This is a genomic window from Paenibacillus xanthanilyticus (assembly GCF_042682185.1).
GTDB lineage: Bacteria > Bacillota > Bacilli > Paenibacillales > Paenibacillaceae > Paenibacillus_Z > Paenibacillus_Z xanthanilyticus.
Window position 1 is genome coordinate 2,474,520 of record NZ_JBHUHA010000002.1, and the last position, 18,771, is coordinate 2,493,290.

General features: G+C 60.7%; 19 protein-coding genes. 3 read left to right on the forward strand and 16 right to left on the reverse strand.

Annotated elements, in window-relative coordinates; translation table 11 throughout:
• Position 1 precedes the first annotated feature (1 nt).
• From ACFSKT_RS28440 to ACFSKT_RS28475, 8 genes are all read right to left on the reverse strand, one after another.
• Positions 2-673, reverse strand: coding sequence for a response regulator transcription factor (locus ACFSKT_RS28440; RefSeq protein ID WP_377719130.1), 672 nt, complete (start codon positions 671-673; stop codon positions 2-4).
• Positions 674-1,044: 371 nt separating this feature from the next.
• Positions 1,045-1,761, reverse strand: a complete 717-nt coding sequence (eutC, locus tag ACFSKT_RS28445; protein WP_377719131.1) for an ethanolamine ammonia-lyase subunit EutC — start codon at positions 1,759-1,761, stop codon at positions 1,045-1,047.
• 15 nt (positions 1,762-1,776) lie between these two features.
• Positions 1,777-3,132 (reverse strand): ethanolamine ammonia-lyase subunit EutB, encoded by a 1,356-nt coding sequence (locus ACFSKT_RS28450; protein WP_377719132.1) that lies wholly within the window; start codon positions 3,130-3,132, stop codon positions 1,777-1,779.
• The gene (locus ACFSKT_RS28455) at positions 3,129-4,679 is read right to left on the reverse strand and encodes an ethanolamine ammonia-lyase reactivating factor EutA (RefSeq protein ID WP_377719133.1); all 1,551 of its coding nucleotides are present in this window, start codon (positions 4,677-4,679) and stop codon (positions 3,129-3,131) included. Before ACFSKT_RS28455 ends, ACFSKT_RS28450 begins: the two co-directional genes overlap by 4 nt.
• A gap of 90 nt (positions 4,680-4,769) precedes the next feature.
• Positions 4,770-5,603 (reverse strand): alkaline phosphatase family protein, encoded by an 834-nt coding sequence (locus tag ACFSKT_RS28460; RefSeq protein WP_377719134.1) that lies wholly within the window; start codon positions 5,601-5,603, stop codon positions 4,770-4,772.
• 256 nt (positions 5,604-5,859) lie between these two features.
• Positions 5,860-6,171 (reverse strand): thioredoxin, encoded by a 312-nt coding sequence (gene trxA / locus ACFSKT_RS28465; protein ID WP_148929530.1) that lies wholly within the window; start codon positions 6,169-6,171, stop codon positions 5,860-5,862.
• A 106-nt stretch (positions 6,172-6,277) separates the two neighbouring features.
• Positions 6,278-6,697: an RrF2 family transcriptional regulator gene (locus ACFSKT_RS28470; RefSeq protein WP_377719135.1), complete on the reverse strand. Its 420-nt coding sequence runs from the start codon at positions 6,695-6,697 to the stop codon at positions 6,278-6,280.
• Between the two features lie 330 nt (positions 6,698-7,027).
• Positions 7,028-7,918: a DUF72 domain-containing protein gene (locus tag ACFSKT_RS28475; RefSeq protein ID WP_377719136.1), complete on the reverse strand. Its 891-nt coding sequence runs from the start codon at positions 7,916-7,918 to the stop codon at positions 7,028-7,030.
• Positions 7,919-8,103: 185 nt separating this feature from the next.
• Between ACFSKT_RS28475 and ACFSKT_RS28480 the strand changes: the two genes are divergently transcribed.
• Positions 8,104-8,718 carry a DsbA family oxidoreductase gene (locus tag ACFSKT_RS28480; protein WP_377719137.1) on the forward strand — a complete coding sequence of 205 codons (615 nt, stop codon included), beginning with the start codon at positions 8,104-8,106 and terminating at the stop codon, positions 8,716-8,718.
• Between the two features lie 175 nt (positions 8,719-8,893).
• On the opposite strand, the gene ACFSKT_RS28485 is transcribed toward ACFSKT_RS28480, so the two are convergent.
• The 4 genes from ACFSKT_RS28485 to ACFSKT_RS28500 all read right to left on the reverse strand — a co-directional run bounded on the left by ACFSKT_RS28485 (position 8,894) and on the right by ACFSKT_RS28500 (position 11,299).
• On the reverse strand, positions 8,894-9,727 hold the full coding sequence (locus ACFSKT_RS28485) for a serine/threonine-protein kinase (protein ID WP_377719138.1): 834 nt from the start codon (positions 9,725-9,727) through the stop codon (positions 8,894-8,896).
• A gap of 79 nt (positions 9,728-9,806) precedes the next feature.
• A complete protein-coding gene (locus ACFSKT_RS28490; protein ID WP_148929526.1) occupies positions 9,807-10,130 on the reverse strand; it encodes a DMT family transporter in 324 nt (107 codons plus the stop codon).
• 111 nt (positions 10,131-10,241) lie between these two features.
• The gene (locus tag ACFSKT_RS28495; protein ID WP_377719139.1) at positions 10,242-10,646 is read right to left on the reverse strand and encodes a DMT family transporter; all 405 of its coding nucleotides are present in this window, start codon (positions 10,644-10,646) and stop codon (positions 10,242-10,244) included.
• Between the two features lie 71 nt (positions 10,647-10,717).
• Complete coding sequence (locus tag ACFSKT_RS28500; protein WP_377719140.1) at positions 10,718-11,299, reverse strand: TetR/AcrR family transcriptional regulator; 582 nt, start codon at positions 11,297-11,299, stop codon at positions 10,718-10,720.
• Positions 11,300-11,639: 340 nt separating this feature from the next.
• Between ACFSKT_RS28500 and ACFSKT_RS28505 the strand changes: the two genes are divergently transcribed.
• Both ACFSKT_RS28505 and ACFSKT_RS28510 read left to right on the forward strand, forming a co-directional pair.
• On the forward strand, positions 11,640-13,394 hold the full coding sequence (locus tag ACFSKT_RS28505; RefSeq protein ID WP_377719141.1) for an alpha-glycosidase: 1,755 nt from the start codon (positions 11,640-11,642) through the stop codon (positions 13,392-13,394).
• 191 nt (positions 13,395-13,585) lie between these two features.
• Entirely contained in the window at positions 13,586-14,302 is a 717-nt protein-coding gene (locus ACFSKT_RS28510) for a hypothetical protein (RefSeq protein WP_377719142.1), read from the forward strand.
• 101 nt (positions 14,303-14,403) lie between these two features.
• Here ACFSKT_RS28510 and ACFSKT_RS28515 read toward each other — a convergent pair whose 3' ends face one another.
• The 4 genes from ACFSKT_RS28515 to ACFSKT_RS28530 form a co-directional block, all read right to left on the reverse strand.
• Positions 14,404-14,667: a hypothetical protein gene (locus ACFSKT_RS28515; RefSeq protein WP_377719143.1), complete on the reverse strand. Its 264-nt coding sequence runs from the start codon at positions 14,665-14,667 to the stop codon at positions 14,404-14,406.
• A gap of 234 nt (positions 14,668-14,901) precedes the next feature.
• Positions 14,902-16,557: an alpha-amylase family glycosyl hydrolase gene (locus ACFSKT_RS28520; RefSeq protein WP_377719144.1), complete on the reverse strand. Its 1,656-nt coding sequence runs from the start codon at positions 16,555-16,557 to the stop codon at positions 14,902-14,904.
• Between the two features lie 7 nt (positions 16,558-16,564).
• Positions 16,565-17,404 (reverse strand): sugar ABC transporter permease, encoded by an 840-nt coding sequence (locus ACFSKT_RS28525; protein ID WP_377719145.1) that lies wholly within the window; start codon positions 17,402-17,404, stop codon positions 16,565-16,567.
• Complete coding sequence (locus tag ACFSKT_RS28530) at positions 17,401-18,711, reverse strand: carbohydrate ABC transporter permease (protein ID WP_377719146.1); 1,311 nt, start codon at positions 18,709-18,711, stop codon at positions 17,401-17,403. The genes ACFSKT_RS28525 and ACFSKT_RS28530 overlap by 4 nt, the downstream gene beginning before the upstream one ends.
• Positions 18,712-18,771 lie beyond the last annotated feature (60 nt).

The window sequence follows — 18,771 nt, forward strand, 5'->3', positions numbered from 1 at the left end:
CTCATCGCTTCACCCGGTAACCCAAGCCGCGAATCGTCTCTAGAATCGTCGGCGAGCCGGGATCAAGCTCGATTTTCTCCCGCAGGTAGCGGATGTGGACCATGACCGTTTTGTCGCCTTCGATGTACGGCTCGCCCCACACCGCCTCATAGATCTGCTCCTTCGTCACGATCTGGTTCGGATGCTTGAGGAAGTACAGCAGAATTTGCAGCTGCTTGGCGGTCAGCGCGATTTCCTCGCCGCTGCGCGTATCGACCACCGATGGCTGGCCGGGATCGATCGCCAGATGGCCGATGCGGATGTCGCGCTCCTCGTCCCGGCCGAAGCGGCGCAGCAGCACCTCGAGCCGGGCGGCCAGCTCCTCGGGATGGAACGGCTTGGTCAAATAATCGTCCGCGAACTGCAGTCCCTGCAGCTTGTCGTCGACCGAGCTGCGCGCGGACAGCATCAGGATCGGCACGTCCGGCGCCTCCCGCTTCAGCCTCTGGCCGACCGTGAAGCCGTCGAGACCGGGCAGCATGACGTCGAGCACGACGATATCCGATTCGCGCACCCGCTCCGCCGCGCCATCACCCGAGGTGAGCCACGCCACCTGATAACCGCGGGCCTCCAGATCCCCTTTCGTCCATCGCCCGATCTCAAGATCGTCTTCTATATAAAGCACGCTTCGCATGTCGCGGATCACCAGCTTTTCGTAGGAAGTAGAAGGAAGCCCCGGCTCGCCGGGTCAGCCTTATCGTGCCCTCATCATAGGAAATCGCCGGGCGAATGGGAAGTTAAATTTCGTTTAAAAATGGCGGTGGCTGCAGGGTGAAGCGCATGAAATTCTCGACGTTCGCCCCTCTCGCCACCTCACGCACCCGGGTACGATCTGCAAGTCGCTTTCGCGCCCGCTGACGCTCCACGCAACCGTTAGCGCTCTACAGGTCACTATAGTTCGCCCACCATTGCCCCATAACCGCGCACAGACGCAATAGGCCCGAGCGCGCCAAAAAACCGCATCACCTTTCGTGATGCGGCCCTTCTCCGCCCGCTGCCTTGCGATTAAACTCGCAGCTTCGTGCCGCTCGTCCGCTGGTCCAGCATCGCCTGCAGCACGGTGCCGATATGCGCCCCGGCTTCGACGGGCGGCGTGCCCCGCTTGTGGATGTTGGAGATGACGTTACGATCGGACTCCAAGGCGCCCAGACGCGGGCGGTAGCCCATGTATGCGCTCAACGATTCCGCCGATGCCAAGCCGGGCCGCTCGCCGATCAGCAGCACCATGACTTCCGGCTGAAGCAGCTCGCCGATCGCGTCCATGCACGCCACCCGTCCGTTGCGCACGTAGAAGGTCGTGCCCCAAGACAGGCCGAGCACGCGCAGCGAATCGAGCAAAGCCGGGTAAATATCGCGAATATTCGCTTCGATCGCCTGCGCGCTCAAGCCGCCGGAGACGACGATCTGCACCTGCGGGCGCATCGTGCAGCGGTTGCGGAGCATGGCTTCGGCCTCTGCCATTAGCTTACGCCCAAGATCCGGCCGCTTCAGGTACGTTTCCTTGTCGCCGCTAGGGGTATCGACCGCGAACCAGCCCAGCTCCTTCAACAGCTCATCCGGCACTTCGCTATACACCGCGTCGACGGCCGCCGCGTGATCGAGCCTTAGCTTGAGCAGCTCCGCCGTCGTCGGCCTGCTGCCCGCCCGGCCGACGCCGATCCGAGCCGGCGTCGAACGCTGCAGCCGTTGCAGCAGCTCGGCGGATTTCGGTTGCCAAGTCATGGCCGAACGCCCCCTTCAACGAAAAATGGTCGGGTCTCCGGCGGCATCAGTCAACACGCCGTTCTCCAATAAGCCCCTCGCTTCCAGCCATCGTTCGAACTCCGGCGCCGGTCGCAGTCCTAACAGCTCCCGCACCGTCGCGATGTCGTGATAGCTCGTCGACTGGTAATTCAACATGCAATCGTCGCTAAGCGGCACGCCGATCAAGAAATTGACGCCCGCCGATCCGAGCAGCACTGCCAAATTGTCCATGTCGTTCTGATCCGCCTTCATATGGTTCGTGTAACAGACGTCGACGCCCATCGGCAGGCCGTGCAGCTTCCCCATAAAATGGTCTTCCAGCCCCGCCCGCGTCACCTGCTTGCCGTCGTACAAATATTCCGGGCCGATAAAGCCGACCACCGTGTTGACCATGAACGGCTGGTAATGACGGGCCAGCCCGTAGCAGCGCGCTTCCAGCGTGAGCTGGTCGATGCCGCGATGCGCTTCGGCGGATAATTCCGAGCCCTGCCCGGTCTCGAAATACCAACGGTTCGGCCCCGCCGCCGTGCCGCGTTCGCGAATCATCGCATCCGCCTCGTCGAGCAGCGACTTGCCGATGCCGAACGCCGCATTGCCTGCTTGCGTGCCCCCAAGGCTTTGGAAGATGAGATCCATCGGCGCGCCGAGTTCGATCGCCCGCATCTGTGTCGTCACGTGCGCGAGCACGCAGTTCTGCGTCGGCACCGCCAAGCGGTCTACCGTCTCTCGGGTCATCTGCAAAATCGCCCGCACGCTCTCCGGCGTATCGATAACCGGGTTGATGCCGATCACCGCGTCGCCGATGCCGTAAGCGAGCGCTTCGAATAACGAGGCCTCGATGCCGCGCAGGTCGTCGGCCGGATGGTTGGGCTGGGCGCGCCCGGCGAGCACGCCGCGCTGCCCGATCGTCGTGTTGCAATGCGTGACGACCTCGATCGCCCGCGCCGCGCGCATCAGATCGAGGTTGCTCATCAGCTTGGCGCACGCCGCGATCATCTCGCTCGTCATGCCCCGGCCAAGCCGCAGCTGCTCGCTTCCGCTCGCGGCGAGCAGCCGCTCCCGCATGGCGCCGATGGTCATCGACTTGATCTCGGCGTAAACCGCCTCGTCCACGCCGCCGTCGATGATGGCCGATACTTCGTCCGCCTCCGGCGGCAGCACCGGCTGCTCGCGCAGCGCGGAGAGCGGCAAATCCGCCAACACCAGCTTGGCGGCCACCCGTTCGGCGGCATCCGCCGCGGCGATGCCCGCCAGCTGATCGCCGGACTTCTCCTCGTTGGCTTTCGCCAGCAATTCCTTTGTGTCCGCGAACGCGTACGTCCGCCCCCGCACCGTCGTCTTCAGCTTCAAGGCGTCTCCTCCTCACTCTGACCGGCCGCAAAAGCCAGCGTCTTGACGATGACCGGAACGACCGCGCGTCCGGCGAGCGGCTCGCCGAGATCGAGATAATCCCCGTCGCCCGCCGAGATGCCGTCGATGCAGACGACCTTTCGCTCAGAGCGCAGCCGCAGCGACAGCGATTGTCCGAGCGCCTTGGCCATATCCCGTTCGCATATGACGACCACGGGCGTCGCAACGGGAAGATAGCTGCGGCAGGCCGACGCGACCCCATCCGCGACTATCTGCAAATCGGCATAGGACAACAATCTGCCGCTCGCCAGCAATAACGCGAACAACGGGGCGCCCGGTCCTTCCATCGAACCGTCTGCCTCATGCGCGGCCGCTTCGCCATACCTGCGCATGGCGAGCTCCGTCGCTCCCGTAATCTCGGCTTCGACCCGCATCGCATCCAGGCAATCCGGCAGCGCGACGCGCACGACCGGCAGGTTGCGGATCGGCAGCACGCCCGGCGCGACGTGCACCGTCGCCCCGCTAATCTCGACCGTCCGCGTCCCGGCGCCGATCACCGTCGCCCTGGACGTATGCGCGGCCGGAACACGGCGCAAGTGCATGCGATCGGCGGCGCGAACGAGCGCTGCGGCGAGCAGAAGACCGATGTCGCCGTACGCGGCCGCCTCGGCGATCGATTCCGGCTTCGCCCGCTCCGCGAGCGCCGCCACGCCGCCCGACAGCACTAGCGCATCGAACGGCGGCAGCAGAGGCGGCGCCTCGCCCACGAGCAGCGTGCTGACGTATCCGCTGGCGGTTCGCCCCGTCAAATAACCGAGCAGGGCGTCCGCCATCGACGCCGCGACCGCTTCGTATTCGCCAAGCGCATACCGCTGGCCGCGCGCAATGTCGAATCCGATCGCCCGCAGCCAAGGGCGGATGGCGGTCGCCACGTGGACCGCTTCGCCGCCTGCATCCAGTTCGATCAACCGCCCGCCGATGCGAAGCGTGACAGTGGCGACGAGCTCGCCGCTCCGGAAGAATGCCGCGTTCGCCGTCCCGCCGCCGACGTCGACGTTAAGCACGGCCTGCCCGGTCCGAGCCGAGTACGCTTCGGCGCCGGAGCCTTTCCCCGCCAGCACCGCCTCCAAATCCGCGCCGGCCGTCGCCACGACGAAATCGCCCGCGCGCCCCGCAAGCTCATGCAGCGCCTCGGCGGCGTTGGCTTTGTTCGCCGTCTCGCCGGTAATAATGACGGCGCCGGACTGGACGTCCGCGAGACTGCGCCCCGCCAGACGATATTCGTCGGCCAATAGCGAGGCGATTCGCTCCACATCCAGCCGATCTTCGCCATCAAGCGGCGTCCTGTGCATGGCGCTCGCATAGTCGATCACCCGCTCTGTAATCCGGTATGCCGGCAATGAAGCGGCATCCGACACCTTGGCAATCCGCAATCGGCTGAAGATGAGCTTCGTCGTGCTCGTTCCCAGATCCAAGCCCACGCTCGTGATCCATTCATCGCGTTCGCCATATCCCGCTTGTTCCTCACGCTCCGTGAATGCCTTCATCCCGTCCTCGCTTCCGCCGTGAACGTGCCTCGACACGGCTCATCATTTTCCGGGAAATAATTCATCCGATCCGCCCGCGCGCAGGTCCGTCTACTTGGCCGCCGCTTCCACCCGCAGACCCGGGAACGAGACGTCCGTCATGACAGGTGACGGCGCGATGTCGAGCAGCCGGCAGATCAGCGGCGCGACCGCCAGCTGCGGCACGTATCGATCCGTATACTCGCCCGGAATGAACGCCTCGCCGATGCCGATCAAGCCAACGTCGCGCTCCGCCTCGCCGGTTCCGCCGTGATGGCCGTCCGCGTTCATGCCGTGGTCGGCCGTAATGACGATGTTGTAACCAGCGGCGATCCAAGCCGGCAGCACCATCGCCAGCGTCCCGTCCAGTCGCAGCGCCTCCCCGCGATATTGGGCCGAATCCGACGTGAATTTGTGCCCGGCATCGTCGACGTTCATCGTATGGATGTACAGCAGATCCGGATCGAACGACGTCCGCAGAAATTCCGCGTCAGCCACAAGATGCGAATCCGGATACCGGTCGTCGAAATAAAACATGCTGTGCTGGATCGGCCTGTCGGTATTCAGCTGCACGCGGTCGGCGTACTCGAACGGCGCTTTCTGATACAGCTCGCTGACCCAATGGTAGGCAGCGGCCGCCGTCGTCAATCCCTGCTTCCGGGCCAAGTGGAAGATGCTTTCCTGATTCGATAGACGCGCGACGGCGTTCGAGACGATCCCGTTCACATGCGCGGGCGTGCCGGTCAGCAGCACCTCGTAGAGCGGCCGCGACAAGCTCGGCAGCTCGGATTTTACCTTGTAGACCGCTGCCTGCCCCTTCTCTATCAAATGATTCAAATACCCCATTGATGACCGCATGACATCATAGCGAAGCCCATCCAGCACCAGCACGATCGTCCTTCCCATTCCGCCGCCTCCATTGACCGTTTATTTTGGTTAATGACTGTTTTTGTGGTTTTAGTAGAATATACCTCAAACAAACAACACGGTCAATGCATTTTAAACCGCTGGCTAGCGAATAGACCGCGGCATTCTTACGCGACTTCAAGTCTCCCCGAACGCACGCGGCATGCCCATTAACGCAAAAACCCGACGGCACATGCGCGCCATCGGGTTCGGAGCAAGTCGAACGGCAGCCGTCCGTCTTGCGATCAAGACCGGCTTACAGCTGGCCTTGGATTTTGTTTTTCAGGGAATCTTTCGATTGCAGACCGACCATTTTGTCGACCGGTTGTCCGTCTTTGAACAGGATCAGCGTCGGGATGCTCATTACGCCGAATTGGGAAGCCAGCTCCGGCTCTTCGTCAACGTTGATTTTCGCGATCGTCGCCGTGCCGGACAGCTCGGTGGACAGCTCTTCTACGATCGGGAGCTGCATTTTGCAAGGACCGCACCATGGCGCCCAGAAATCCACGAGCGTTACGCCGCTCTCGATGCTTTGGTTAAACGTATCTTTTGTCAATGCTACTGCCATTGTCAATCATCCTCTCCAACGAATATAGGGTACTTGTATAACAGGGAACCTTCACTGCGCCGGGCTACGGGTCAAGATGAAGGAACCCGCCCTGCCGTAATTGAGCTTACTTGCACACTTTGATCCGCCCGAGCACATCCGCGATCGTAATGCCGCCGAAATAACTCTCGAGCTGCTTCTCCGCCGTGCAAAATATGCCGTTCATGACCGACCGCATATTGGAACCGACCACGCAGTCGGAATCCGGATCGCCCGAACACCAGCTCGGAATGACCGAGCCCTGCGCCATCAGCCGGTAAATATCGGCCAGCGAAACAACAGCGGGATCAAGCGTAAGCCGATATCCGCCGCCGGCGCCTTCGCGCGTATCGACGTACCCGCCTTTGCGCAAATGGCTCATAACCTTACGAATGCGCGCCGGGTTCGTCGAGACGTTCTCGGCAATCACTTCGCTCGGCGCCATCCGCTCCGGCAAATAAGCCAAATAAACAAGACTGTGCACGGCTATCGTAAATTCGCTGTTCATCTGCTACGGCCACCCCGCTTTATACTGTAATAATATCAGTTACAGTTGTGTTTGTCAACGCGGGTCTTTCTTATTGTACGGAAAGCTCGTCTGGCCTATTCAAGCTGATTGGTTTGCGTTCGCAATCGTGAGATTGAGAATGCAGCATTCAGCCACTGCTGATTGGTTTGCGTTCACAATCCTAGATTGGGAATGCAGCATTCAAGGCTGATTGGTTTGCGTTCGCAATTGCGAGATTGAGAGTGCAGCATCCAGCCACCGCGGATTGCGCGGCATGCCTAATCCAAGATTGAGCTCCGCAATAGACGCGCCTACCATACCTTACCACGTTCAAGTCAAATCAAACAGATCGAGCTGTTCGACAGGTTCCGGCTCGGGAGGGGCGGGACGCTCGAAACTGCCGCGCGGAGGCGACAAGTCCAGCATGCGCATCAATGCCAGTCCGTTGTCCGCCGCATCCCCGCCGGAGTTGTTGTTGAACAGCACGACGACCTGGTCAGCTTCCCGTTCAAGCCGATGGATGCGCTCCGCCCATTCCGCTAGTTCTTCTTCGCTGTACCGATATAGGTACCGGACGTCCCGCCAATTCGGCTGGCCGGCGCTGTTCCAGCCGGAGACGTTGCGGCCGTGCAGCCGGATGAGCGCCAGTCCCTCGTCGGTCACCGCCTCCACGATCGGTACGGAGCCTTCCCCGGCCTGCGGCTCGTCGCATACGGTGTGAATCCATCCTTCCCGCTTGGTGAATTCGACGGTCCTCTCTCGCGTTCCGGGCGCGTACCAGCTTTGGTTGCGGAACTCTAACGCGCACGGGATGTCCGCCATTCTGCGCTTGGCCGTTCGCAGCTCCTCCACATGAAACCGGGTACACGTGAACCACGGCGGATATTGAAAAAGCACCGCGTCCAGCTTCCCCGCCTTCCGGATCGGCTCAATCGATTCGCGGAACGCCTTGTACATCGCGTCCTCGCTCTCGAACGGCTTGTTCGCGCCTCCGCGCGAATGGCCTGTCATCCCCTGGTACGCTTTCACGACGAAACGAAAGTCCGCCGGCGTCTCCGCCGACCATTTCTCGGCCAGCCTCGGCGCTTGCACCGCATAGAAGGAGCTGTCGACTTCCACCGCCGGGAACCAGTTCGCGTAAGCCGCCAGCTTGTTCTTCTCTTTCGCTTCTTTATATAGCGTCGGATGGTCGCCCCATCCGCATAGTCCGATTCTGATCATGTGCGAATCACCCCTGATCCTGCGCGCAAAGGCCGTCTTGATGAACAATGTACCCGTTTCGACGCATTCTGACCTTGCGCGCTTCTTCCCCCTGCCGTAGCATGGAGGACAAAGGCTCGTCCGTTAATGGACGTACGACGCTCGGGGATGTTCTATAGCGTCAACCGAGCTGCAAAGGAGCACCCATGCAAATCGATTTCTATTATGATCTATTCTGCCCTTGGTGCCGCATCGGCCATAAATATCTCCTAGAAGCGATCGACCGTTGGCATGCGCAGGGCGGCGAGAAGTTCAGCCTCGCGTACCGCGCCTATCAGCTCGATCCCACGCTGCCTCCGGAGGGCATGCCGTTCCGGCACGCCGCGCACGGCAAAGCGGGAGAAGCGCTTCGGCAGGTCGCCGCAGCCGGCGAGGCCGCCGGCTTGCCGCTGCGCTTTGAGCTTATCACGCGGATGCCGAATACGCGCCTGGCGCATCGCTTCGTCGCGCTGCTCCCGGAGCCGCTCAAGGCCGGGGCCGTCGAGGCGTTGTTCCGCGCCGTCTTCGAGGAAGGCCGCGACATCGCGGCCTTGGCGGAGATCGAGGCGATCGCCGCTTCGCTCGGCGCGGACGCCATCGCGGTCATCGAGGCGTTGGAGCGCGGAGAGGGCGAAGATCGCGTCGCCACGGACGGCGCAGTCGCGGCTCGTCTCGGCGTCAAGGGCGGCCCGCTGTTCGTCTTCGGCAGCCGCTTCGCGCTGTCGGGCGCTTATCCGCCGGATAAGCTGCTGCAGGCGATGCGCCGGGCTGCGCAAAGCTGATGGCGGGCAGGACAGCGGCGTCAAGGCTGCGCGCGTAGTCGGCCATAGCGCCCGCTATTTCGATACGCTCGCCTCCGTGCCGCGTCGGTCGGGATAGTCGGCTGCAGCCCACTCTGCTGCTCCACTCCCTCATCCTCGCTCGATCCCTGAACGCAAGGCTGTCCTTCCCTCGCCGCTATTTCCGATTGCCCCGGATCAGCCGGTAGCCCTTACGCACGCCGTCCATCATCCACTCCGGGATCGGAAACGGCAGCTTGGACAAGTACGGCACATAGAAGCGGTGGTACGCGCCCTTCAGATCGTCCCACATCCGGCAGGGCTCGGTCTTCAGAAAATCAGAGACGTCGACGACGATGCCGCGGCCTTCGTGCTGCATGACGTTCTTGCCGTGGACGTCGTGCGGGTAGAGCCCCTTGCTCCTCGCGTAGTCGAGCGCCTCGTCGATATCGGCGATAACGCTCGGCGCGATTCGCGTGCAGTCGAGCATGCATTGGTACAGCGTCTTGCCCCGCAGCCGCTTGAGCACCAGATAGCGATGGCCGCCCGCCTCGGCGGACAGCTTGCAGCTGGCGAACGCGGGATGCTCCCCGAGCCGGCGGTACACCTCCGTCTCCGCCTCGAACCCTTCGCGTCCCGGCGCGTACACCTTCACCACCCAGTCCGCCAGCTTCGGATGGGTGAAGACGCCGGCATAGTTGCCCGCCCCGAGCCGAACCCACTGCCGCGGCTGCTTGCGCACGACGATCGGCTCGGTCGGATCGACGCTCGCAAGCTCGAGTTCCGGCAGCAGATCCCGCTCGATAAACGCCCGCAGCTCCTCCCAATCCGTCGCGCTGCCGCCGGCGCCTTGCTGCCCGTCATCCCGGTCGCTCATGCCGCGATCTCCGCTCATCTTGCCGGCATCGCTGGCCGACGCATCCGGTCTTCCGCTCGTCTTGCCGGCATCCCCCTCCATGTCGCCTTGTTCCTCTCGGTTCTTCCTGTGATCCCAATCGCGTTTCTCGCTCACTTGACGGCCGCTCCTTCTGTTTTCCTGCCTCCATTGTAAGGGGCTTCCAGTCAAAAAGAAAGACCGCCTGCACCCGGACCTAATGTCCGCCGCCGACGATCCGAAGACCCGCCACACCCGCGATAATCATCGCGATAAACAATAACTTCCGCCGGTCCCGCGATTCGCCGAACAGCATCATGCCGAGCACGACGCTCCCGGCCGAGCCGATCCCGGTCCACACGCCGTACGCCGTGCTGATCGGGATTTCGCGCAGCGCCAGCGACAGGAAGTAGAAGCTGAATATTCCCGACACGATCGCACCGACCGTCCCTTTCCACTTCCGGAAGCCGTCCGACAGCTTCATGAACGTGACCCCGCTCATCTCGCTAAGCCCGGACAGCAGCAAAAACACCCATGCCATCTCGATCCCTTCCTTTCCTCAATTCGCGAGCACGCGCCGCCCGCCTATTGCGGCCGAGCGATTCGCCGTTCCTCTATCACTTCTGAAAGCAGCCCGCACAGCCTGCACCGCCTAAAGCCCCGCCTGCTCGCCGCTTTCCCGCGTACTCGCCGGCTTTGGAGCATCGTCCGCATCCGATGGTTTATCGTCGTCCGAAATAAGCTTAATGCCGATAATGCCGCCCACCAGCAGCGCGACGAAAAAGATGCGCAGCGCCCCCGCAGGCTCGCCCAGCACCAGCATGCCGATAATAGCCGTGCCCGCCGTCCCGATGCCGGTATAGACCGCGTACGCCGTCCCGATCTCCAGCATGCGCATCGCCTTGGCGAACAAATAAAAGCTGATCGCCAGCGTAATGACGGTCAGCGCGCTCGGCAGCGGCTTCGTGAACCCCTCGGATGCCCGCAGCCCGTAGGCCCAGCCAATCTCGAACAGGCCGCCGACAAAAACATACACCCACCCCATACGTGAACCCATACATGCTCTCCTCCTTCCAAAAGCTTGCCTTAGCCCAGCGGCTACCGCCAGCCTAAGCCCTTGCTCGTCGCCTATCTTCGCTCTCCAGCCAGCGCGCTTCGAAACCATTCCCAAAGCATCTGCTGCCGCTCCCGGTAGACCGCTTCCTCGTAAGCTTCCTGCTCCACGATCAACCCGTCGACCAAGCCGTAGAACAGCGCCGTGAGCGGCCTCACGTCGCGCGGCGCATCCGCTTCATCCCGGAAGCAAGCCTGGAACAACGGCGTCAGCCGCTCGTCGAGGAATTGTTCGTACGCCGCGAAATCCGATCGGATCCGGTCGCGCAAATGCCGAGGCGGCACCATGATCGCCCGCTTCAAGAACGACAACGCCTTCGTCGCCTCAGCATCGCTGAAGAACCCGAACGCGGCGCGCACCCGGTCGATCGGCGCCGCGTCCTCGGTATCGGCGAGCAAGGCCGCGAAGCGGCTGCGCTCTTCCGCGATCACATCCGTCAGCAGCGCCTGGAACAGCTGCTCCTTCGAGTCGAAATGCGCATAGATCGACGGCGTCTTGATGCCCACGAGCTTGGCGATCTCCGATAGAGACGCGCCTTCGTAACCCGATTCGGTGAACAGCGTCATCGCCGCTTGTTTGATTCTATTGGCCGTCATGCGAATCCCCCAATTTCCGTACAGGTCAAGTCTCCGGCAGCTGATCACGCTCGCATGTGCAGTGCCGGCCGAAACCCGCCTAACGATCGTTAGCCTCACATGATTGTAACGTCGAGCATCCCCCGTGTCAACGACCGAGCCATGGGCGCCGCCCAGGACAAAATCGCACAAACTTTTACCTACGCCCCCCGTTGATCGCCGCGCCCGCCGTGGTATAATAAAAACACAACATGAAGGCCATGCTACCAGAAGGTACAACCTCTTATCCCAATAACGAGGCTGTACCTTTTTTGCGTCATCGCAATGGCCTCACCGAACCGACTTAGGAGCGTGAATAGACATGCAGCTAGAAGCCATTTACCACCGCCCCAAACAAAACTGGTCCTATGCTTACGACCGCGAGACCATCCACATTCGCATCCGCACGAAGCGCGGCGACATGGACCGCGTCGTGGCCGTCGCCGGCGACAAATACGCCTGGGACACGACCGTCCGCAAAGTGCCGATGCGCATTTTCGCCTCGGACGAGCTGTTCGATTACTGGGAAGCGGCCGTGAAGCCCCCCTACCGCCGCCTGCGCTACTTCTTCCAGCTTGAGAAGGGCACGAAGAAGCTGTGGCTGACCGAGAAAGGGTTCGAGAAGAACCAGCCGGCGCATTCCTTGGAAGCGTTCGACTATCCGTTCATCAACCCGATCGACGTGTTCGAGCCGCCGGCCTGGGTAAAGGATGCGATCTTCTATCAGATCTTCCCGGAGCGATTCGCCAACGGCGATCCGTCCAACGACCCGGCAAGCGTAGAGCCATGGGGCGGCAAGCCGACGCCGAGCAACTTCTTCGGCGGCGACCTGCAGGGGGTTCTCGACCATCTCGATTACCTGTCCGACCTCGGCATCAACGCGATCTACTTCTGTCCGATCTTCGAGGCGACGACGAACCATAAATACGATACGCAGGACTACATGCAAGTCGACAAGCATTTCGGCTCCAACGAGAAGCTGAAGGAACTCGTCGAGGCGTGCCACAAGCGCGGCATCCGCGTCCTGCTCGACGCCGTGTTCAACCACGCGGGCGCGACGTTCGGCCCGTTCCTCGACGTGAAGGAGAAGGGCGCCCAATCGCAATACGCGGACTGGTTCCACGTGCGCGACTGGCCGCTGCGCGTCGAGAACGGCATTCCGACGTACGATACGTTCGCCTTCGAGCCGATCATGCCGAAGCTGAACACGGAGAACGAGGACGTGAAGAAGTACCTGCTTGGCGCGGCGAAATACTGGATCGAGGAGATCGGCATCGACGGCTGGCGCCTGGACGTCGCCAACGAGGTCGACCACCAGTTCTGGCGCGAATTCCGCCAGACGGTCAAAGCCGCCAACAAGGATGCGTACATCCTCGGCGAGATTTGGCACGACTCCATGATGTGGCTGCAAGGCGACCAATTCGACGCGGTCATGAACTATCCGTTCACGAACGCGGTGCTCGACTACGCGGCTTACGGCAAAATCGACGGCGCCGGCTTCGCCAACGCGATCGGCAAACAGCTCGGCGCCTATCCGCAGCAGGTCGGAGAAGCGGCGTTCAACCTGCTCGACAGCCATGACACGGCGCGTCTGCTTACGCTGTGCAGCGGCGACGAGCGCCGGATGAAGCTGGCCGCGCTGTTCCAGCTCACCTACCCGGGTACGCCTTGCATCTACTACGGCGACGAGGTCGGCATGAGCGGAGGACATGATCCGGACTGCCGCAAATGCATGGTCTGGGACGAAGCCGAGCAGAACGGCGAGCTGCTCCACTTCTACCGCACGCTCATCGCGCTGCGCAAGAACCACCAGGCGCTTCGCTCCATGGACATCCGCTTCCTGCACGCGGAAGCGCGCGATGCGGCGATCGTCTTCGAGCGCCGGGGCGAGACGGCCTCCGAGCGCTTCATGATCGCGATGAACGCCGGCGGACGCGCCCGCACGGTGAAGGCACCCGCGCAGACGGGCTCCTGGCGCAACGTATTCACGGGCGAAACCGTGAGCGTAGTCAACAAAGAAGTAACGTTCGCGCTGCCGGAATACGGCTTCACCGTTCTACAGCTGTTAGACGCTTAGAAAGCCGTAACCTCGCCCCGCTAGACGGGCAGAGGCTATGAATGCGATAAGGACAGCCCCCGGCATTCCAATATGCCCAGGGCTGTCCTTTTTCATGACTACCTTCCCATTTCTTCAGTCCTGAATTGTTGGTATAATGATGGATAATGGCGAATTATGTAAGTAATATTGTATGGATAAGGGAGAGGGCTATGAAGAAGCTGACGACCTGGGGGCTGCTCAGTCTCATTGTTATGCTTGGACTGTCAGTCCCTGCGGAAGCCGCGACCAAAGCGGTATCCGCCTACGACAAGCTTATCGCGACCTACACCAAGAAAAGCCGGTTCTCGACCCTTCAGACCGAAGGCTCGCTAACCTACAACGTGTTCGTCTATCCGATCGGCAAGGAGACGAATATCAAAGCCAAGCCGGCCGCCTGCCCCGCGCAGGGCACCAACCTGTATATGAACCAGTATCGCGTCGCCTATTTCAAGAAAGGCGCGTCGAAGGCCGAAATCATCGATCCTGGCAGCTTCGCGCTGACCGGCAAATATTCGTTCGTGTACACGATCAAAGCGAAGCCGAACCTGCTCGTCTTCTCGACCTGCGAGACCGGACCGCTATCGAGCTACAACATCTTCACCATGGTGAACGGCAAGCTGAAGAAGGTGCTCGGCCTTAGCTACGGCATCAGCCACGCGATCCGTCCGACCGGCTTCGACGGGCAATTCCAGAACGTCGAATACAACGAGAGCACGAAGGAGTACGCCTTCGTCACGTATCGTCTCGATAAGACGAAGAGCCGATTCACGCCCATCAGCACCTTTACCCTCGCCGGCGAGAAGGGTTATGCCGCATATACATACTGGAAGACCAACCCCAAAGCCATCATCGATGAAGCTTATATGAAACAAGCGGCCGCTGAATAAGCGCCCTTGCCGCAGAACGTACGACGAAGACGCCTTCAACGCCGGTCCGGCCGGCCATGGAGGCGTCTTCGCGTTTCTCTTCCCGCGGCCAACCGCCGCGCTTAGTGCTTAAAGCCGGAATGATACTTGCCTGGACTCGACGACTCGTCCTTCGTATGCGACTTGCGCCGCTCGTCGTTCACCCCGATGTTCAGCTCCTCGACCGGGATCGGATCGACGTTGCGCTCGCTCTCCCACATATCGAACAAGCTCGGCTTCTCGGTCGGATATTGCTCCGGATGATCGCGATTTCCGGCGTTCCCGCCGGCGTCGACCTCTCTCTTCTGCGCGCGAATTTGCTCCTCTTCCCGCTTCGAACTCGTCATGGCGTCCGTCTCCTTTCGTTTATACGTCAAATGGATATACCAGCTCATGATTCAACGCCCCTATCTATGCGTAATCGTCCCTGCGGGGGTCGTCCCTTCCTTCTCTTATAAAGTATTGGTCGCATCCTGAAACATCCGGAAGAAGGCCGCCCCCCCGCGGGACGACAAAAATCCCCGGCTCGGCAGCACGCGCGAATTCCGGGGATTATGGATGCTTCTTTGATACGCGATCTTCTATTGCAGCACGACCGTGCTGTACGCCGGCAGCACAAGCGTCGCGCCGTCCAGCTTCGCGCCGTCCTTGCTCTGCTTCGCGATCTCGGCGAACTCGCCTTCGGTCAATTGAACGGTCTGCTCCGCGCCGCCCATGTTGTGGACGACAAGCGCTTGATCGTCCGCCGTCACGCGCAGGTACGAGCCGATCTGCGGGTTGTCGATCTTGTATTCCTTGATGCCGCCGTTACGCAGCGCCGGCAGCTCCTTGCGCCACGCGATGAGCTCCTTGTAGAAAGCCAGCAGCGAGTTCTCGTCCTTCAGCTGCGTCTCGACGTTCGCGCCTTCCTTCCAATAGCGGGAAGTCTCCCACTTCGTCTGGCCTTCGCCGCCTTCCTTGGCCGCGTACCACGGCATCGGCTCGCGGATCGCCTCGTCGGGCTTCATCCCCTGCATGCCGATTTCCTCGCCGTAGTAGATGAACGGATTGCCCGGCAAAGTCAACTGCAGCGCCGCCGCCATTTTGGCACGGTCGACATTGCCCTGCAGCACGCTCATCGTCCGGTTCAGGTCATGGTTGCCCAAGAAGGTCGCGTCGACGAACGCGCCGCCCGACGCTTTCTCGTACATGCCGTACACCCGGTCCAGCGAGAACGCCACGTCGGGATTCGTCTCGGTGGAGGCCGCGTCGAGCAGCTTCGTCGCCAAGTCGAAGTTGAAGCCGGAATCGAGCGCTTTCTCCAGATATGGCGCGACGATGACCGGGGAGTCCCACACCTCGCCGATCAGATAGGCATCTTTCTTCTTCTCGGTCATGGCGGCGCGGAACTCCTGCCACCACGCCTGATTTTTCTTCTGAATGTCCGGCGTGTTGATCGACGATTTGAAATCGCCGTAAATATGCTTCGCCGCGTCCAGACGGAACCCGTCGAGCCCTTGATCGAGCCAGTATTGGCCAGCCTTGATCATCTCCGCACGCACCGCCGGCTCGTCGAAGTTCAGATCCGGCATCCCTTCCCAGAAGACGCCCAAATACTTGTAGCTGCCTGCGGAGTGCCATGGGTTGCCGCCTGTCGCGCCGTCGCCCGGCAGTTGTTCGGATGCGTCCTTGAACGTATACCAATTGCGGTACGGGCTGTTCGGATCGGCCGCGGCTTCCTTGAACCACGGGTGCTCCTTGCTCGTGTGATTGACGACGAGGTCCATGATGACCTTGATGCCGCGCTCATGCGCTTCGTCCAGCATGTTCTTCAAGTCGTCCATCGTGCCGTACTCGGGATTGACGCTATAGTAGTCCGTGACGTCATAGCCATGATAGCTCGGCGACGAATTAATCGGCATCAGCCAGATGCCTTCCACGCCAAGATCCTTCAGGTAATCCAGCTTCTGCGTCACGCCGTTCAAATCGCCGATGCCGTCGCCGTTCGTATCGTAGAACGAGCGGACGAAAATCTCATAGTAGACGCTAGACGGCTGCTCGTCGATCGCGGCCGTCTGTACGGCCGCCTGGCCGTTCTTCGCGTCATTGCCGGCCTTGTCTGCATTTGCGGCCGCTTGCTCGCCATTGCCCGTCTTGCCCCCGTTATTGTCCGAGGCACAGCCTACCGCCGCAAGAAGCAGGGCTGCGCTAAGCGCAGCCCCGATCCAAGCGCGTGTATAGATACCCTTTACGCGCATATGTTGATCATCCTTTCGATGCCCCCGCCGTCAGTCCTTGAACAAGGAACTTCTGCAGGAAGGCGAACAAGATCATGATCGGAATGGCGATGAGCACCGCGCCTGCGGCGAACATCGTAAAGTTGGAGTTCTGGAAGTTGGCGACCATATCCCACATGCCGACCGCGAGCGTCCAGTTCTCTTTGCTCCGGAGCACGAGGCGGGCGAAGATGAAGTCGACCCATGCGCCCGTGAACGTCGTCAGCGCGATGTACGTCAGCATCGGACGGGACAGCGGCAGCATGATGCGCCAGAAAATCGTAAAGTGGCTCGCGCCGTCGATCCGGGCCGCTTCGTCCAAGCTGCGCGGAATCGTGTCGTAGAAACCTTTGACGATAAAGCCGCCCAGCACCGAGCCGGACGAATACACCAAAATCAGCGCCGTGTGCGTATCCAGCAGGTTCAGCTGAAGCAGCAGGATGTACACGGCCACCATGCTCATGAAGCTCGGGAACATGCCGAGAATGAGCATCAATGTGAGGATGTTCTTCCGGCCCTTGAAGCGGAAGCGCGACAGGGCGTACATGCTGATCGTCGTCAGCAGCGTCGAGAGAATCATCGTGACGGTCGCAATCTTCAGCGTGTTCAGGTACCACGTGCCGTACTGGAAGCTCGGGTTCGTGAACAGCCCCTTGAAGTGTTCCAACGTCGGATTCTCCGGGAAGAATGTCGGCGCGAACAGCGAGCTGCCCGGACGCAGGGAGGAGAAAAGCACCCATACCGCCGGGTACAGCGCGCACACCGCCAAGCACAAAATGATGATATAGGACAACGTTAAGCGGAAGACGCCGCGAGATTTCTGGCTCATTGAATCATGTCCTCCTCTTTGTACGATTTGGACCGGCGGTAGCTCCAGATGGACAGGGATGCCACGACGAGGAAGATGATAATCCCGATTGCCGATGCCATGTTGAATTTGCTTTGGTTGAGCGTGAGCTTATAGAGCCACGTGACGAGCAGGTCCGTCGCGCCGGCGTATTGATAGTCGCCTTTGACCGGATCGCCGTTCGTCAGCAAGAAGATCACGTTAAAGTTGTTGATGTTGCCCGCAAACTGCATGATGAGCACCGGCGCCGTCGCGAAAAGGACAAACGGCAGCGTAATGATGCGCAGCTTCTGGAACGGCGTCGCGCCGTCGACGTCGGCCGCCTCGTACAGATCTTTCGGAATGGCGGTCAACACGCCGAGAATGAGCACCATCGAGACCGGAATGCCGACCCACATATTGACGAGAATGACGGTCACTTTCGCCCAGAACGGATCCGTCAGCCACGGCAAGCCGCCGAGACCGAAATAGCCGAGGTACTGGTTGATCGGACCGAATTGTCCGTTAAACAGGTTGCGCATGACGAGCAGGGAGATCAGCTGCGGGATCGCATACGGCACGATAAAGATCGTGCGCCACAACCCCTTGAACTTGATATCTTTCTGATCGATGAGGAGCGCAACGAGCAAGCCGCCGAAGTATGTCGTGACGGTCGCGATAATCGCCCAGATGACCGTCCACGTAAAGACGCCGTAGAACGTATGGCTCCACGTCTTCAGACGGATTAAATCGAGGAACGTCTGGAATCCGACCCAATCGACAAGCTTAGCCGGCGGGATGTGGTTCGGAGCCGAGTAGTTTGTAAATGCCAGCAGAATCGCCATAATGATCGGCATGATCGTCAAGAACAGGATCGAGATGCCCGGCAGCGTCAGCAGCAGCTGCGGGAACCGCTTATCGAGCGTGAAATGCATAGTGTCCTTGAACGATGCGGGAACGCCGCCTTCATCGCGATGCTTACCGGTTCGGTACGCATCCCTGACGTTGGAAATATAAATCCAGATGAAAATAGCGAGAATGAGCAAGACGATCAATCCGTTGATGAGCAGCTGAATCGAGTGATCCGCCACCGGGACCATTTTTCCCCCGATTTTCTCCATATGAAGCGGTTTGTCGCCGAGCGTGACAACGCCCCAGATCGCTTCGCCCAAGCGAGGCAGAAAATACAGTAAGCCCGCGGCTTCGACGAGCAGCAGGAGAAGTCCTTTCAAGAACTGGCGGTTGTACAGTTGTCCGAGTCCCATAGACAGGACGGATAATACCGTTGCCGTGTTACGATGCCTATGCATCCCTCCCAGCTCCTTTCCCATTGTTGTCAGTTTTCTCTTTATGTCACGTCACCCGCCCCT

What these genes read in the sequence shown, in the direction of transcription:
- ACFSKT_RS28495 (WP_377719139.1), bottom strand. Translation starts at nt 10,646, where the DNA reads ATGGGTTCACGTATGGGGTGGGTGTATGTTTTTGTCGGCGGCCTGTTC.
- eutC (WP_377719131.1), bottom strand. Translation starts at nt 1,761, where the DNA reads ATGACTTGGCAACCGAAATCCGCCGAGCTGCTGCAACGGCTGCAGCGT.
- ACFSKT_RS28525 (WP_377719145.1), bottom strand. Translation starts at nt 17,404, where the DNA reads ATGAGCCAGAAATCTCGCGGCGTCTTCCGCTTAACGTTGTCCTATATC.
- ACFSKT_RS28520 (WP_377719144.1), bottom strand. Translation starts at nt 16,557, where the DNA reads ATGCGCGTAAAGGGTATCTATACACGCGCTTGGATCGGGGCTGCGCTT.
- ACFSKT_RS28510 (WP_377719142.1), top strand. Translation starts at nt 13,586, where the DNA reads ATGAAGAAGCTGACGACCTGGGGGCTGCTCAGTCTCATTGTTATGCTT.
- ACFSKT_RS28440 (WP_377719130.1), bottom strand. Translation starts at nt 673, where the DNA reads ATGCGAAGCGTGCTTTATATAGAAGACGATCTTGAGATCGGGCGATGG.
- ACFSKT_RS28480 (WP_377719137.1), top strand. Translation starts at nt 8,104, where the DNA reads ATGCAAATCGATTTCTATTATGATCTATTCTGCCCTTGGTGCCGCATC.
- trxA (WP_148929530.1), bottom strand. Translation starts at nt 6,171, where the DNA reads ATGGCAGTAGCATTGACAAAAGATACGTTTAACCAAAGCATCGAGAGC.
- ACFSKT_RS28475 (WP_377719136.1), bottom strand. Translation starts at nt 7,918, where the DNA reads ATGATCAGAATCGGACTATGCGGATGGGGCGACCATCCGACGCTATAT.
- ACFSKT_RS28500 (WP_377719140.1), bottom strand. Translation starts at nt 11,299, where the DNA reads ATGACGGCCAATAGAATCAAACAAGCGGCGATGACGCTGTTCACCGAA.
- ACFSKT_RS28455 (WP_377719133.1), bottom strand. Translation starts at nt 4,679, where the DNA reads ATGAAGGCATTCACGGAGCGTGAGGAACAAGCGGGATATGGCGAACGC.
- ACFSKT_RS28505 (WP_377719141.1), top strand. Translation starts at nt 11,640, where the DNA reads ATGCAGCTAGAAGCCATTTACCACCGCCCCAAACAAAACTGGTCCTAT.
- ACFSKT_RS28470 (WP_377719135.1), bottom strand. Translation starts at nt 6,697, where the DNA reads ATGAACAGCGAATTTACGATAGCCGTGCACAGTCTTGTTTATTTGGCT.
- ACFSKT_RS28530 (WP_377719146.1), bottom strand. Translation starts at nt 18,711, where the DNA reads ATGCATAGGCATCGTAACACGGCAACGGTATTATCCGTCCTGTCTATG.
- ACFSKT_RS28490 (WP_148929526.1), bottom strand. Translation starts at nt 10,130, where the DNA reads ATGGCATGGGTGTTTTTGCTGCTGTCCGGGCTTAGCGAGATGAGCGGG.
- ACFSKT_RS28515 (WP_377719143.1), bottom strand. Translation starts at nt 14,667, where the DNA reads ATGACGAGTTCGAAGCGGGAAGAGGAGCAAATTCGCGCGCAGAAGAGA.
- ACFSKT_RS28460 (WP_377719134.1), bottom strand. Translation starts at nt 5,603, where the DNA reads ATGGGAAGGACGATCGTGCTGGTGCTGGATGGGCTTCGCTATGATGTC.